This is a genomic window from Saccharopolyspora shandongensis (assembly GCF_900106995.1).
Taxonomy (GTDB): domain Bacteria; phylum Actinomycetota; class Actinomycetes; order Mycobacteriales; family Pseudonocardiaceae; genus Saccharopolyspora; species Saccharopolyspora shandongensis.
This window is the reverse complement of the sequence record NZ_FNOK01000014.1, coordinates 65998-81540: the sequence shown is the minus strand read 5'-3', so window position 1 is coordinate 81540 and position 15543 is coordinate 65998. Positions and strand designations below refer to the sequence as shown.

Genomic DNA, 15543 nt, shown 5'->3' with positions numbered 1-15543 from the left:
CGGTCCGCACCTGCGGGTCGATGAACCTTGATTTCCCGCAGAAGCGGCGGTATGGCGGTTGCTGAACCGCATCTGCGTAGCCGTAAATGGATTCCAATGGGCGATTTTGCGGACCCCGCGGCCTCTCTAACGTGAGGCCATGGAGCAATCGCCGTTCCTGCCGCAGCAGTCGGATCTCCACCTCGTCCAGGTCCCGCCACCGGGACGACCGCTGCGATCCGATCAACTGCTGGTCACCGGCGACATCGTCCACGACTGGGTCATCGTGACCGCGGACCTCCACGCCCACGCCCGCGAGCCCGTCAACGTCCGGTACGTGACCCGGCACGCCCAGGAGGTGCACCACGTCCAGGGCGTCCCGCTGCACCAGCTGCTGGCCCGGGTTTCCCTGCGCAGGGACGGCCGCCGCAAGAAGGATCACCTCAGCTTCGTCGTCCTCGCCCGCTCGGAGGACGACTACCAGGTCGTGCTGTCCTGGGCGGAAATCGCCCCCGACCTCGGCGCCTGCGCGGCACTGCTGGCCACCCGCTACAACGGGCGGCTGCTCACCCGCCCCACCCTGGTCGTGCCCCACGACGGCCAGGCCAACCGCTACGTGCGCGGCGTCTGCCGCCTCCAGCTCGTCCGGGTCGGTTGACGGACGTCTTCGGCCGCAACCGCCCGGCCCCGGGTTGCGGAGATCAGCGCTTTACGGTGATCTGATGCTGCTCTAGTCTCAGTGTGACTAGAGCCGATGGCCGGTGCCCGGCGCGGGAGGTGGGGTGGGTGACGCCCGCACATCACGCGCCGATCGGATCCGTTGCCCGCGAAGGCGATCTGGTGCAGTGCCACCTGTGCGGGCGCTGGTTCCGATCGGTCGTCGCGCACCTGCGCTCGCACGGCTGGGACCACCTGTCCTACCGGCAGGCGTTCGGCCTGGAACGCGGCGAATCGCTGGAAGGCAACGAAACTCGGCGGCGGCGAGCACGCGCGATGCGAGCGCGCAGGGCCCTTGACCCGAACATCCGCGCCGGCTCCCGGCTGGGGCAGGTGTGGGTGCGCTCCGGCGCCCTGACCCGCGCCGCCGCGCAGGCCGCTCGCGGCCGCAAGCATCCCGCGCAGCGACGGCTCAAGACGCTGCGGGCGCTGAGCGCGATCTCGCCGGCGGCGCGCGCCGAGGGCACCCGGCGCCACCGCCTCGAACAACTGCGGCGGACCGCTGCCGAAACCGCGGCACGGCTGGGGTTCGGCGATATCGGTGCGCTGGTCCGGGATCGCACCGCCACCGGCATGAGCCTGGCCGGGATCAGCCGGGAAGCCGGACTGCACAAGGACTGGCTGTCCCGCCACCTGGCCACCGTCGATCCGGACGCCGCGCGCGCGATCACCGCCGGCATGGCGCAACGGCGCCACGACAGGCGCTGGCTACCCGTGATCCGCGGGCTCGGCTTCGCGGACGTGCGCGGCTACCTCGCCGACCGCCACCTGGCGCGGCACCACTCCGTGCGGGCCATCGCCGCCGAAGTCGGGTTCAGCCGCAGTGCCGTGGAGACCGCGCTGGCCCGCCACGGCGTGGCCAAAGCTCCCCACGCGACATCGCGGCAACGCTGCGCCGCGCGCGCCGCGGCCGTGGCGGATCGGTTCGGCTTTCCCGATGTCGAGGCATATCTGGCCGATCGACGCGCAGCGGGTCTGAGCTGGCGGACGATCGCCGCCGAATGCGATCAACCACCGTCCTGGCTCCGGCGCCGCGCCGGACGATCCGCATGACGCCGGCCGCCGGACGCCTCGGCGAGGAGGTCATCGACGAACCGCAACGCCCCGCTGGCGCTGGTGTGCCGCCAGGCCAGCAGCACCGCGTCGAAGCCCTCCTGCCGCTCGCGTTCGGCCGCCACCGCCGACACGATCGGCTCCAGCGCCGCCCGCTGGTCGCGCAGCAGATCCCGCGGGTCGAGGCCGCGGCGGTCGAGCAACGCCAGCTTCACCAGCAGATCCGAACGCAGCTGCCGGACGTGCTCGCTGGGCTGCCGCAACCACTCGTCGACCACCGCGCGACCGCTGCCGGTCAGCGCGTAGACCGTCCGTTGTGGACCCGCGCCGGACTCCACCGCCAGCGGCTCGATCAGACCGGCGGGCTCCAACCGGCTCAGCGCGCGGTAGATCACCGGACGCGGGATCCGCCAGATCCGCCCCAGGGGACCGTCCACCGCGGTGAGCGCAGCGATGGCGAAGCCGTGCCGCGGCTCCTCCCGCAGCAGCGCCAGCACCGTCCACTCCGGCAACGCCCACCTCACAGCGCCAGGGTAGGGCCTCGATGCACCCGGCGAGCCGACCGGCCCACGATGCCCATCGCCGCCGGAGAATCCCGCATCCAGCAGGCCGTGGGCGACCTGAACCGCAAGCTGCTGATCAACGGCGAATGGGCCGACTCGGTGTCGAACCGGACCTTCGACGGCTGCAACCCGGCCACCGAGGAGAAGTTTGGCCTCGGTCGCCCGCACCTGGAACGTCTTCGACCCCGCGCTCCCCTTCGGCGGCTACGAGGAATGCGGCTGGGCCGCGAAATGGGCCACGCGGTCGTCAACAACTACCTGGAGAACAAGAGATCCACGCGCCGTCCGGGACGCCGCCCGCATCCCGCCGATCTCCAACGGGAGTCAGTGCAGGGTGCGGGCGATGAGGGCGGCTCGCAGGTGCGCCGCGTCCGTCGCGTCCGCCGGGTTGAGGCCCGTGAGTTCGGCGACCTTGCGCATGCGGTAGTCGACGGTGTTCGGGTGGACGTGCAGTCGGCTGGCGGTGCGGCGCCGGTTCAGGCCGGTGCCGAGGTGGGTGCACAGCGTCTCCAGCAGGTCGGGTTCGTCCTCGATCGCGCGGAGCTTTCCCGCCAGCACGTCTCGGGCCGGGCCGGGGCGGGTGAGCTGGTAGTCCAGCGCGAGTTCGTCGAGCGTGTAGACACCCGGTGGGCGCCCGGCCACCGCGAGCCGGCGCAACTCGTGGGCGGTCCGCGCGGCCTCGGGGATGCCGGGGACGGACGCCGATACCGCCCCCACCGTCACGTCGGCGCCCGCCGCCGCGCCCGCGGCCAGGACCAGATCGTGGACGCGCCGGTCCGGATCCGCCGCGTCGCCGCGGGCCAGCAGCACCACTCCGCCGTGCCCGTTGAGCCGGGACAGCAGCGGGTGCGGCGACCGGCGTTCCAGTTCCGCGCAGAACCGGCGGAGCTTCCGCCACCGCGCTACGTCCGCGTTGGTGCCCGGAGCGGACTCGTCCGGATGCGCGGCGATCTCCACGTCGAGCACCGCGTAGCTGTCGGCCAGCCGAATCCCCAGCCGGGCCGCCGCGTCGAGCGAGTCGCCTCCGGTCAGCAACGCCGCCAGCAGATCCTGCTTCGCGGCATGCGCATCGGCCAGGAAGGTGTCCCGCTCCTGGAAGTACACGGACGAGGCCACCGAGGTGATCTCGCGCAGGTAGCGGAGCACGAGGTCCACCACCCCGGCCAGGGCTCGCACGTCCTCGGGCCTGGCCTGCGCGCTGAAGTGCTCCCACGCCACCCGGACACCCACGTTGTGCGCGTTGAGCACCGCCTCGATCGGAACGCCCTCCTCGGCCCGGTGCAGGATGTCCTCGCGCAGATCGGCCAGCGACTTCGGGTCGGGGGCGCCGCCGTCGCGCAACATCCTCCCGACCATCGCCATGCCCCGCTCGATGATCCGGGTGATGTCCCCGCGCAGCTCCTCCTCCGGGAGTTCGGCATACGCGGGCAGCTCGGCGATCAGCCGCGCGAGCACGGCGGGCACCAGCGCTGGCGCGGCGGCGGCGAGCGCCTGGTGGAGCGGTTCGCCGCGCCAGCGGAGCTCGAGCGGGACCGCGTTGGATTCGATCACAACGATGACCTCCCAAGACTGGAGAACTCACCACCACCACTCCCCTCGTGCGGGGTCCAGCATGGTGACCAGAACCTTACCCATAGGTAACTTGCGGTCGGCCGCACATCGTCAGGGAAGATCGAACGGCGACAGGGGACGCTATGAACTCTCGCGGGAACGGCCGGATCAGCCGGCGCTCCGTGCTCATCACCGGTGGTGCGGCCGCAGTGAGCGCGGCCTTGCCCACAGCTGCCGCAGCCGCCGCACCGCGCACCGCCTCCGGCGCCGATGCCGACGCGATCGTCGTGGGCGGCGGTCTGGCGGGGCTGGTCGCCACTGCGGAGCTGACGGCCGCGGGCCGCAAAGTCCTGCTCCTGGACCAGGAACCCGAGGCCAGTCTCGGCGGGCAGGCGTTCTGGTCGCTGGGCGGGCTGTTCTTCGTCGACTCCGAGGAGCAGCGGCTGGCGGGGATCCGCGACTCGCTGGAACTGGCCCGCGCGGACTGGTTCGGCAACGCCGGTTTCGACCGCGGCACCGAGGATCCGCTGGGCGAGGACTACTGGGCGGCCCGTTGGGCAGAGGCATACCTGGAATTCGCCGCGACGGAGAAGCGGTCCTGGCTGCACGGGCTGGGCGTGCGGTGGGTGCCCATCGTCGGCTGGGCCGAGCGGGGCGGCCAGCTCGCGGACGGGCCGGGCAACTCGGTCCCCCGCTTCCACCTCACGCTCGGCACCGGCCCCGGCGTCATGGAGCCGTTCGAGAAGAAGGTGCGCGAGGCCGCCGCGCGGGGCCTGGTCTCCTTCCGGTTCCGCCACCAGGTGGACGAGCTCACGATCACCAACGGCGCCGTCGACGGCGTGCGCGGCGGTGTGCTGGAACCCAGCGACGCGCCGCGCGGCACGCCGAGTTCCCGCACCAGAATCGGCGATTTCGAACTGCACGCGCCGGTGGTGATCGTCACCTCCGGCGGGATCGGCGGCAACCAGGACCTCGTCCGGCAGAACTGGCCGGACCGGCTGGGCGCGCCGCCGAAGCGCATGGTGACCGGCGTCCCGGCCCACGTGGACGGCCGGATGCTGGCCATCAGCGAACGGGCCGGCGCCCGGCTGGTCAACCGCGACCGGATGTGGCACTACACGGAGGGACTGGCCAACCACAGCCCGATCTGGCCCGATCACGGCATCCGGGTGCTCGCCGCGCCGTCCTCGCTGTGGTTCGACGCGCGCGGCCGCCGGTTCCCGAATCCCGGCATCCCGAGCTACGACACCCTCGGGACGCTCAAGCTGATCAAGGACACCGGCTACGACTACTCGTGGTTCGTGCTGAACCAGCGGATCATCGACAAGGAGTTCGTCCTCTCCGGTTCCGAGCAGAACCCGGAACTGACCAGGAAGGACCTGGCGGCCTACTTGGCGAGCAGGCTGCTGAACTCGACTCCGCCGCCGGTCAAGGCGTTCCTGGACCGGGGCGAGGACTTCGTCGTCGCGCGCACCCTGCCGGAGCTGGTGACCGGGATGAACCGGCTGGCCGGCGCGGACCTCGTGGACGCCGGCGACCTGGAGCGCCAGATCGTCATGCGGGACCGCCAGGTCGACAACAACTTCACCAAGGACGAGCAGATCATGGGGATCCGCAACTCGCTGGCCTACTCCGGCGATCTCCTCGCGCGCACCACTCTCCTGCACAAGATCCTGGACCCGGCCGCCGGCCCGCTGATCGCGATCAGGATGAACATCCTGACGCGCAAGACGCTCGGCGGCCTCCAGACCGACCTGTCGGGCCGGGTCCTGGACGCGCGGGCCGTCCCCATCCCCGGGCTGTACGCCGCGGGCGAGGTAGCGGGCTTCGGCGGCGGTGGAGTCCACGGCTACCGCGCGCTGGAGGGGACTTTCCTCGGCGGCTGCCTGTTCTCCGGCCGCCAGGCGGGCCGGGCCGCAGCCGGGGCGACGGCCTGACCCGGCGGGGTCCGCGGCTCCGGAGCCGCGGACCCCGGCGACAGGCCGCTCTTGCGCAACATGCGCAGCGGCCTGCGCCTTCGACGGGAAACCCGTCGCAGCAACAGAACCATCCCCGCGCACGCGCGAGGAGAAAGCCCTGATCAGGCGTGTGCGTCCGCAACCGCCTGGCCAGGCGACGTTGCGCAGCGGGTACGCTCGTCGAAGATCTCTACGAGCTGTGGAGTTGAACCTCCCCCGATGGCGAAGTCCAAGCGCAGGCGCGACCCGGATCAGCAGCCGCGCCCCCAGGTGAAGCCCGTTGTCTTGGTTTCGGCCGTGCTCGCACTTCTCGCGGTGGCGCTGGCAGCCGTGGCGATCCCCATCAACACCGTGGCGCTCGGGATGCCGTTGGCGTTGGCGTTCCTGCTCAGCATCGCCCAAGCCGGATCGATCGGCCTCGCGCTCTTCTACCCGCGGTCGGCGACCATCATCTCCTGTTCAGCCGTGTTCCTGCTCGCGATGGCGGCCCGCAGCGACGATCCCGCGGCCATCTGGCCGGTCTCGGTGACGACGCTGATCGGCCACGGGCTGCTGCTCGTCGTGCTCGGCGTGCACCAAGCATGGCCGGTCGGCCTGCGATGCTGGTTCGGTGGCGTCGCGGCAGCTGTCGCGGCTGCCGTGCTCGCGCCGCAGAGCGTCCCGGCGAATGCCGTGGCGGCAAACCTCATCGTGTTCGGCGCGGTCACCGGTGGCGTGTTCGGCGGCGCGCTGGTGGTGCGGCAGTGGCAGCAGATCTCCTCGCAGCTCGTGCAGGAACGCAGGCTCAGCGCCGACGAACACGCCAAGCGCGTGATCGCCGAGGAGAAGACGCGGATCGCCCGCGAGCTGCACGACGTGATCGCGCACAGCATGTCGCTGATCAACGTGCAAGCGACCACGGCGCAGTACCGGCACCCGAACCTCGACCCGCGGCTCATCGCGGAGTTCGATGAGATGGCGGCGGCGTCCCGGCAGGCGCTGGGCGAGATGCGCAGCGTGCTGGGCGTGCTGCGCAACGACCAGACCGGCGGCGAGCTGGTTCCGCAGCCGGGTTTGGCCCGTATTCCGGAGCTGATCGACAGCGCCGGCCGCGCGGGCGTGGACGTTTCCGCGCACGGCACGGAGTTGCTGGAAGACGGAACGGGCAGCGAGATCGCGGGCATCGCGGCGTTCCGCATCGTGCAGGAAGCGTTGAGCAACGTGACCAGGCACGCTCCCGGCGCGCGCACCGAGGTGCGTTTCGCCCGCTCCGGCGGTGAGCTGACGATCACCGTGCGCAACAGCGCCCCGGACCGGGCGGTGACCCCGGTGCAGGGCGGTGGGCACGGTCTCGTCGGCATGCAGGAGCGGGCCGCGATCGTCGACGGCAACGTCCACTTCAGACATCTGGATGACGGCGGCTACGAGGTACGAGCGGTTCTCCCGCTGCACCCAACGGAAAACGATGCGCAGGAGCGGGAAATCCCATGACCATCAAGGTGATCGTCGTCGATGATCAGGCAATGGTGCGCGCCGGGTTCGCCGCCCTGCTCGACGCCCAGCCCGACATGGAGGTGGTCGGCGAGGCGGAGAACGGCGCGCGCGCAATCGAGATCAGCCACGCCCGCCACCCGGACGTCGTCGTGATGGACGTGCGGATGCCGGTGCTCAACGGGATCGACACGACGCGGCAGCTGATGCACCCGCCCGCGAGCGTCGAGCACGTGCCCCGCGTGCTGATGCTGACGACCTTCGACATCGACGACTACGTGTACGAGGCGATCCGGGCCGGGGCCAGCGGCTTCCTGCTCAAGGACGCGCTGCCCGCCGACCTGGTTTCGGCGGTGCGCGTGGTCGCCGGCGGCGAGGCGCTGCTGGCACCGACGGTCACGCGCCGGATGATCGAGCACTTCGCCCGGTCCGCCCCGCCGCGCCAGAAGACCGCACCGCGGCTGGCAGCGCTCACCGAACGGGAGCGCGAGGTGCTGCTCCTCGTCGCGCAAGGGCTTTCGAACAACGAGATCGCCGGCGCGCTGTTCATCACCGAGCAGACCGTGAAGAGCCACGTCAGCCGCATCATCGGCAAGCTGGGGGTCCGCGACCGGGTGCAGGCCGTCATCGCCGCCTACGAATGCGGTCTGGTCTCCGCCACCGGCACCTGATCGGCCCCGTACCGGGGAGGTAGCGGGCGCCCCACCCCCTACCGCGGTAGGGGTCCCGAATGCGCTCCCGAGACGGACGCGATCGGGACCCCTGAATTCATACGCTTTTTCCGGTCCGGAATTCGTCCGGACTTTTTCACGGGAGAAGCGACAGTGGTCATTCCGCGCACATCCATTGCACCGGCACCGGCACCGCCCGTCGGTCCGGGACCGTCCCGCGACCGAGTTCTCGACCTGGTCAGATCCGCCTGCCTGGTGGTGGTCGTCGTCCTGCACGCCATGATGGCGGGCATCGAGGTCGGCGCGTCGGGCATTCAGATCACGAATGCCCTGGAGAACCAGCGGTGGTTCACCCCGGTCTCCTGGATCATCCAGGTAATGCCCTTGTTCTTCGTCGTCGGCGGATTCGCGGGCATCACGCAGTGGCGCCGAATGCGCGACGCCGGTGCGACGCCGGCCGATTTCGCCCGGGCCCGCCTCACCCGGCTCGCCCGGCCCGCACTGGTCGCCTTCGCGGCGATCGCGGGCGCGCTGGCGGTGGCGAGCGCGGCCGGGGTCTCGCCGGACCTGCTCGCGCAGGTCGGGTTCCGGATGAGCCAGCCGATGTGGTTCATCGGCGTCTACCTGGGAACGTCCGCACTGGTTCCGCTGATGTGCCGGCTGCACGAGCGAGCGCCGCGGGCGACGCTGGCGTTGCTCGTCTCGTTCGCGCTCGGCGTCGACGTGCTGTCGATCGCCAACGCTTCGCCGGCGATCGGGTTCGTCAACCTCGCGTTCGTCTGGCTGGCCATCCAGCAGATCGGGTTCTGGTACGCCGACGGCTGGTTCCGGTTCCGGTCCAACAACCAGCTGCTGGGCGTGGCGTTCGGCGCGTTCGCGTTGCTGCTGGCCAACACGACCGCCGGCCCCTACCCGGCCGACATGCTGGCCAACCTCAACCCGCCGACCATCAACCTGGTGCTGCTCGGCGTCGTCCAGGTGTGCCTGTTGTCGCTCGTCACCGCCCGCCTCGCGGTCCTCATGGGCCGGCCGGGCCTGCGCGCCGCCGTCGACGTGATCGGCAGGCATTCGCTGACCATCTACCTCTGGCACATGCCCGCCGTGGTGCTGCTCGCCGCCGTGCTGCTGATCCTGGGATTCCCCTGGCCGGAGCCGCTCGGCGTCGCGTGGTGGCTGACCCGGGGCGCGTGGCTGGCCGGGATCGCGCTGGTCCTCATCCCGCTCGCCGGCCGGCTGGGCCGATTCGAGCGCGGGACCACCGGGCCGCCTCGTCGCACGCCCAGACTCGCCGGGGCCGGTGTGGTCATCGCCATCGCGGCCATCGTCACGGTGCTGGTCGCGGGATTCACCACCGTTTCGGCGACGATCGCTGCGCTCCTGCTCCTGCTGGCGCTACGCCTGCAGCACTCCTCGAGGCGTTCGCTGGTCACCGGGAACGCGTGAGCGCATGCCCGACCGACGCCGACAACGTCCATTGTGGACTCTGTCAGCCGGACGAGTCGGCACTGTCCAATCGCGGCACGGGATCTCCCGGAGACATGAAAGCCGCGAGAGCGTCGCCCTCGAACAGCGGAACCGGCCCGAACCCGGAACCCGATCGGTCTTTTCAGCGCAGTGCCGCGTCAGGCGTTCAGGCGTTTTCGCGGGGCAGAACTTCCCAGCCCTGCCGGGCTTCTCCACCCGCGTGGACACGACGGCGAACGCGGCCGACACTGGCCCACGGGAGGGGGATTGCGGTGACACATCTGCAGGGACACAAGGAGTCCAGCACCGCCGTGCTGGACGTGCGCGGGCTGTTGTGGGCCTCTGAGCAGAACGTCGTCGCCGCCCTGCTGGGGCGGCGGCCCGAGGTCCGCAGCGTCGAGGTCAACCCGGTGGCCCAGACGGCGACGGTCGTCTTCGACCCGTCCCGCACGAATGTGCGCGACCTGCGCCGTTGGGTGCAGGACTGCGGCTACCACTGCGCCGGCCAATCCGTGCCGTCGCACCTCTGCGACCCGCTGCAGGAACCGGACCCGCCCGGTCAGGATGCACCCGCGGGAACCGCCGTCCTGGTCGCCGAAGCCCCCGCGGAGGCGCGCTCGCCGCACGAAGCGATCGAACACGAGGGCATGTCGATGGCGGAGATGGCCGCCGACATGCGCAACCGGTTCCTGGTGGCGCTGCTGTTCTCGATCCCGATCGTGATCTGGTCGCCGATCGGGACCGAGGTCTTCGGGCTGCACCTGCCCGCGCCGTTCGGGCTGCGGCCGGACGTGTGGGCGTTGCTGCTGAGCCTGCCGGTGATCTTCTACTCCTGCTGGATCTTCTTCGACGGCGCCGTCCGGGCGCTGCGGGCCCGGACCTTGGACATGATGGTGCTGGTCGCGGTCGCCGTGGGGGCGGGCTGGCTGTACTCGCTGGTGATCACGCTCACCGGCGGCGGCGAGGTCTTCTACGAGGCGGCCACCGTGCTCGCCGCGTTCGTGCTGCTCGGGCACTGGTTCGAGATGCGGGCCCGGGGCGGGGCAAACGACGCGATCCGGACCCTGCTCGACCTCGCCCCGCCCAGGGCCGTGGTCCTGCGGGACGGGGCGCCCGTTGAAGTGCCGACCGCCGAGATCGAGGTGCACGACCTGCTGCTGGTCCGCCCGGGCACCAAGATCGCCGTCGACGGCGTGGTCGTCGACGGCGACAGCGAGGTCGACGAGTCGATGGTCACCGGAGAAAGCCTGCCCGTGCACAAGTCCGCCGGTGCCGAGGTCATCGGGGCGACGATCAACATCAACGGCACCCTGCGGGTGCGGGCCACCAAGGTCGGCGCCGACACCGCTCTGGCGCAGATCGTGAAGCTGGTCCAGGAGGCGCAGAACTCCAAGGCGCCGGGGCAGAAACTGGCCGACCGGGCGGCGTTCTGGCTGGTGTTCGTCGCCCTGCTCGGCGGCGCTGCAACCTTGGCCGCGTGGCTGCTCGTGGGAAGCGCGTTCGGCGTCGCGATCCTGTTCGCCATCACCGTCGTGGTCATCACCTGCCCCGACGCGCTCGGTCTGGCCACCCCGACCGCGATCATGGTCGGCACCGGCCTCGGCGCGGAGCGCGGCGTCCTGTTCAAGAACGCGGTCGCCCTCGAAACCTCGGCCCGCATCGAGGTCGTGGTGCTGGACAAGACCGGCACCTTGACCAGGGGCGAGCCCGAGGTCACCGACGTGATCACCGACGGCATCGCCCAGGACGAACTGCTGCGCCTGGTCGCCGCGGTGGAACGCGAATCCGAGCATCCGCTCGCCGACGCCATCGTCTGCCACGCGGAACAACGGGGCCTGGATCGCTTGCACGCCGAGGGTTTCGAGAACGTCCCCGGCCACGGCGCCATCGCCCGGGTGGCGAACCGGCGCGTGGTGGTCGGCAACCAGCGCCTCGCCCGGCGCGAGGACGTCGACCTGGGGATGCTGGCCGAACGCCGCGAAGAACTGGCCGGTTCCGGTCGCACCGTCGTCATCGCCGCCGTCGACGGGCGCGCCGCCGGGCTGATCGGCATCGCCGACGCGCCTCGCGAAACCTCGGCGGCCGCCGTCGCCGAGCTCCACGCCCTGGGAGCCGAAGTCGTCATGCTCACCGGGGACAACCTGGCGACCGCGCAGCGGATCGCGGGCCGGTTGAGCATCGACACCGTCATCGCCGACGTGCTCCCGAGCGACAAAGCGGCCAAGATCGCCGAGCTGCAGCGCACCGGCCGCAGGGTGGCCATGGTCGGCGACGGGGTGAACGACGCGCCCGCGCTGGCCCAGGCCGACCTCGGGATCGCCATCGGCGCGGGGACCGATGTGGCCATCGAGACCGCCGAAGTCGTCCTGATGCGGTCCGATCCCCTCGACGTCCCGACCGCGCTGCGCATCGGCCGGGGCACCCTGCGGAAGATGCGCCAGAACCTCGGCTGGGCGATCGGCTACAACGCGATCGCGCTGCCCATCGCCGCAGGAGTCTTCGAACCCGCGTTCGGGCTCGTGCTCCGCCCCGAGATCGCCGCCCTGTCGATGTCGGGCTCCAGCATCATCGTCGCCGTCAACGCCCTTGCGCTCAAAGGACTGCGCCTGCAGGTCCGCAGATCTGCCGAACCCCGCGAGGAGTAGCAGCGCACGCACGTCGAACGAACACCCGGCCGATCGCGGGGAGCGTTCACCGTGCGCACGGGGCGAGCCCGTATCCTCGGCCGCAGGAGCGGGAGGTTCGGCATGCAGGGTCTGGGAGAGCTCGAAGGCGCCGTGATGGACGTGCTGTGGCAGTCCACGGAGCCGATGACCGTTCGCGAAGTCCTCGCGGAGCTCAACAACACGCGCGATCTCGCCTACACGACGGTCATGACCGTGCTCGACAACCTCCACAAGAAGGGATGGGTCGAGCGGGAGCTGCACAACCGCGCATACCTCTACGTCCCGGCCGAAGCCCGCGAAGCGGCAGCCGCCCGGGCGATGCGCGAGCTGCTCGAATCCAGCGGTGACCCGGAGGCCGTCCTGCTGCACTTCGCCCAGTCCGCGTCCGAAGACGAGACGGCCGTTCTGCGGCGGGGCCTGCGGCGGCGGTCCCGCCGGTGATCCTCGCGTTCGCCCTGCTCCTGGGCGTGGGCATCGTCGCCGGCTACTCCCCCGGCCTGCTGGACCGGATGATGGCGCGGCGAATCGATCCGCAGGTCGTGCTGGCGACCTGGGTGGCGCTGGTGGCGACGACGTTCCTCACGGTCGTGGCCGCCCTGGTCGTGGTCCTGCTGCCCGCCCACGGGCCCACGTCCCTGCTCATGCAGCTGGTCCACCACTGCGTGACCGCCGTGCAGCACGGCGCGGTCCCGCGGTTCCACGCGGTGACGGCGCTGCTGCTCCTGTTCGGTCTCACCAGTCTTCTGCTGCTCGTCAGCGTCCGGCTGATGCGCCACGTTCGGCGGCAACGCCGGGCGCACCGGCGGCAGCTCGAACTGCTGCGAGTCGCCGCGCGGCCCGAGGCCGGCCCCTTCCCCACCATGTGGCTGCCGCACCCGAAACCGCTGGCCTACAGCGTCGCTGGAACGCCGGCGTTCGTAGTCGCCACCGACGGCGTCCGGGAAGAGCTCTGCGCGGGAGACGCCGCCGCGGTCATCGAACACGAGCGCGCCCACCTCCACGGGCGCCACCACATGCTGGTCGGCCTGGCCGAAGCCCTCGCTCGTTCGGCACCGTGGATTCCGCTGCTGCGCCACTCCCCCGCTCTGGTGCGCACGGCCGTCGAGCTGGCCGCCGACCGCGCTGCGGCACGTCTGCACGGTGCCGGCTCCGTGCACTCGGCCCTGCTGATCATGTCGGGTTGCCACGGCGGTCCGGCCACTCCCCAGCACGCCCTGGGCATGGCCGACAGCGCCGTCGCCCTCCGCTTGCACCACCTCGAATTCCTGGGGCCCTGCGCACCACGAGTCAGGCGCGCACTGGCCTCCGGCGTGGCGGGGCTGACCGCTGCGCTCCTCCCGGCGCTCGCGGGTCTGGGCATCCTCGCCAGCCTCGCGATGATCACCTGCCCCATCCTGTTCGAGATGTGAGCCGCTTCGGCGGAGCCCGCGTTTTCTCAGGCCTGGTAGGAAATCGTCGTCATCATGCCGGCTTCGCCGTGGTAGACGTTGTGGCAGTGGATCATCCACTGGCCGGGGTTGTCCGCCTGGAAGTCCACCTCCAACGTCTCCATCGGGAGCACGATCGAGGTGTCCTTCCGCGGCCCGGCACCCCGCCCGGCCACCACTTGGAAGGTGTGCCCGTGCAGGTGCATCGGGTGGAACATCATCGTCCTGTTCACGAAGCGCAGCCGGACCCGCTCGCCTTGCCCGACCGGAAGTGGTCGGCGCTCTTCGAAGGTCTTGCCGTTGATGGTCCACCGGTACGGGACCGACATGTCCATCCCGAGCTCCAGCGTGTGCGTGCGGTCCGGTCCTCGCGCCGGTAGCCGGACCGGCTCCGCAGCGGCGAGAGCCCCTGCGGTGAGGAGCCGACCGTCCAGCTCCGCCGGACGCGCATCGGGTGCCGGGGGCGCCCCGGATCCCGTGCGGACCAGTGCTAACCCCTGCCCCTGCTTGCCTTCCGCGGACGCCACGAGCGGAAAGACACCATCGCCCGCGGTGACCACGGCGTCGTAGCGCTCGCCCATGCCGATCAGCAGGGAGTCGGTCTCCACCGGCTGCACCGGGAACCCGTCGGTGTGGGTGATCACCATCCGGTGGCCGCCGAGCGCCACGCGGAACGCGGTGTCCGACGCCGCGTTGATGATGCGCAACCGCAGCCGCTGACCGGGCCAAGCCTCGATCGTGTTCGGCGCGGTCGGCACCCGCCCGTTGATCAGGTAGTGCGGGTAGTCCACATCGCCGGTGTCCGACCCCAGCGGGCCCGCGCTTCCGTCGCCCATGCCCGGCATCCCGCCGTGGTCCATGCCGCCCATCTGCATGCCCTCGCTCTTCAGCTCGGCGAGCTTCGTGTCGGGGTCTCCGGCAACGCCGTCCAGCCAGTCGTCGAGGACGACGACCGCCTCGGCGTCGTACCGCCCGGGCTCGTCGGGGTCCTCGACGATCAGCGGCGCGTAGAGCCCGCGGTCGAGCTGCACGCCGACGTGCGGGTGGAAGAAGTAGGTGCCCGGATCCGGCAAGGTGAACTCGTAGTCGAACTTCGCACCGGACTTCACGGCCTCCTGGGTCACGCCCGGCACGCCGTCCATGTCGTTGCGCATCGCAATGCCGTGCCAGTGGACGGAGGTGTCCTGCGGGAGCTCGTTGGCCAGGCTCGCCCGGAGCACTTCGCCGCGGCGGAGCCGAATCTCCCGGCCGGGGAGCCGATCGTCGAAGGCCCAGGTGGTCACCTGGGGCCCGCCGAGATCCACAGTGGTCGGTCGCGCGCGCAGGTCGACGTTCACGATCCGCGCATTCGCGGCGCGACGCGCGCGCTCGGATTCCAGCACCTGCGGCCCCGTCGGCGAGACCGGTGCCGGGGCAGCGGGGCTTGAGCAGGCCTGCGCCGCGCCGACGGCGGCAAGCCCGGCCCCCAGCCCCAGAAAACCCCGCCTGCTCAAGGCACGGCGGCGAAGCACGCCGTCGGACGAATCCCCACCAACACCACCACCATCATCATCGATGCGCATTGCGACCTTCCGGAACCACGAGCAGGTATCTACTAAGTTAGATAGTACATACCGATTCGCAGGAGCCGGCCAGATCAAGATCCGGACGCCGAGCGGCCGGAGCCGGCGGCGACCGTGCATCCCGTCACACCCTCTTGAATCAGGTACCCCCAGGGGTATGGTAAGCGCGGGAGGAGAGAGACATGCAGATGAAACCCGAACTCCTGGGCGATGCCCTGGTCCGCCTTCGGCGCGCGCAGGGCCAGCTGGCCGGCGTCATCGAGGCGATCGAAGAAGGCGACGACTGCGCGGCGGTGCTGACCCAGCTGGCCGCCGTTTCCCGTGCCCTGGACCGCGCCGGCTTCAAGATCGTGGCCAGCGGCATGCGGTACTGCCAGCAGGCGCGGGACAATGGGGACGAGCCCCCGATGACCGAGCAGGAGCTCGAACGGCTCTTCCTCGCCCTCGCCTGACCCCCGACGC

The 15543-nt window shown here is 70.9% G+C and carries 13 protein-coding genes; 10 read left to right on the top strand and 3 right to left on the bottom strand.

Annotation, left to right across the window (positions count from 1 at the left end; genetic code table 11):
- Positions 1-139 precede the first annotated feature (139 nt).
- Positions 140-637, top strand: a complete 498-nt coding sequence (locus BLW84_RS17135) for a molybdopterin-binding protein (RefSeq protein WP_245761205.1) — start codon at positions 140-142, stop codon at positions 635-637.
- A 128-nt stretch (positions 638-765) separates the two neighbouring features.
- On the top strand, positions 766-1749 hold the full coding sequence (locus BLW84_RS17130; RefSeq protein WP_093266491.1) for a hypothetical protein: 984 nt from the start codon (positions 766-768) through the stop codon (positions 1747-1749).
- Here the strand turns inward: BLW84_RS17130 and BLW84_RS17125 are convergent.
- Together BLW84_RS17125 and BLW84_RS17115 are read right to left on the bottom strand one after the other, a co-directional pair.
- Positions 1704-2273, bottom strand: a complete 570-nt coding sequence (locus BLW84_RS17125) for a PadR family transcriptional regulator (RefSeq protein WP_093266490.1) — start codon at positions 2271-2273, stop codon at positions 1704-1706. The genes BLW84_RS17130 and BLW84_RS17125 overlap by 46 nt on opposite strands.
- A gap of 363 nt (positions 2274-2636) precedes the next feature.
- Positions 2637-3863 (bottom strand): PucR family transcriptional regulator, encoded by a 1227-nt coding sequence (locus BLW84_RS17115; RefSeq protein ID WP_093266486.1) that lies wholly within the window; start codon positions 3861-3863, stop codon positions 2637-2639.
- A gap of 143 nt (positions 3864-4006) precedes the next feature.
- On the opposite strand from BLW84_RS17115, the gene BLW84_RS17110 reads away from it, so the two are divergent.
- From BLW84_RS17110 to BLW84_RS17080, 7 genes are all read left to right on the top strand, one after another.
- On the top strand, positions 4007-5800 hold the full coding sequence (locus BLW84_RS17110; RefSeq protein ID WP_093266485.1) for an FAD-binding dehydrogenase: 1794 nt from the start codon (positions 4007-4009) through the stop codon (positions 5798-5800).
- Between the two features lie 240 nt (positions 5801-6040).
- The gene (locus tag BLW84_RS17105; RefSeq protein ID WP_093266484.1) at positions 6041-7291 is read left to right on the top strand and encodes a sensor histidine kinase; all 1251 of its coding nucleotides are present in this window, start codon (positions 6041-6043) and stop codon (positions 7289-7291) included.
- Positions 7288-7962 carry a response regulator gene (locus BLW84_RS17100; RefSeq protein ID WP_093266483.1) on the top strand — a complete coding sequence of 225 codons (675 nt, stop codon included), beginning with the start codon at positions 7288-7290 and terminating at the stop codon, positions 7960-7962. Before BLW84_RS17105 ends, BLW84_RS17100 begins: the two co-directional genes overlap by 4 nt.
- Positions 7963-8115: 153 nt before the next feature.
- Complete coding sequence (locus BLW84_RS17095; RefSeq protein ID WP_281247413.1) at positions 8116-9405, top strand: acyltransferase family protein; 1290 nt, start codon at positions 8116-8118, stop codon at positions 9403-9405.
- Positions 9406-9698: 293 nt separating this feature from the next.
- Positions 9699-12071: a heavy metal translocating P-type ATPase gene (locus tag BLW84_RS17090; RefSeq protein WP_245761204.1), complete on the top strand. Its 2373-nt coding sequence runs from the start codon at positions 9699-9701 to the stop codon at positions 12069-12071.
- Between the two features lie 102 nt (positions 12072-12173).
- Positions 12174-12533 (top strand): BlaI/MecI/CopY family transcriptional regulator, encoded by a 360-nt coding sequence (locus tag BLW84_RS17085; RefSeq protein ID WP_093266480.1) that lies wholly within the window; start codon positions 12174-12176, stop codon positions 12531-12533.
- A complete protein-coding gene (locus BLW84_RS17080; protein ID WP_093266478.1) occupies positions 12530-13501 on the top strand; it encodes a M56 family metallopeptidase in 972 nt (323 codons plus the stop codon). The genes BLW84_RS17085 and BLW84_RS17080 overlap by 4 nt, the downstream gene beginning before the upstream one ends.
- A 26-nt stretch (positions 13502-13527) precedes the next feature.
- Here the strand turns inward: BLW84_RS17080 and BLW84_RS17075 are convergent, their stop codons facing one another.
- Entirely contained in the window at positions 13528-15081 is a 1554-nt protein-coding gene (locus BLW84_RS17075) for a multicopper oxidase family protein (protein ID WP_093266477.1), read from the bottom strand.
- Positions 15082-15263: 182 nt separating this feature from the next.
- Between BLW84_RS17075 and BLW84_RS17070 the strand changes: the two genes are divergently transcribed.
- Positions 15264-15533: a metal-sensitive transcriptional regulator gene (locus BLW84_RS17070; protein WP_093266475.1), complete on the top strand. Its 270-nt coding sequence runs from the start codon at positions 15264-15266 to the stop codon at positions 15531-15533.
- Positions 15534-15543: the final 10 nt, after the last annotated feature.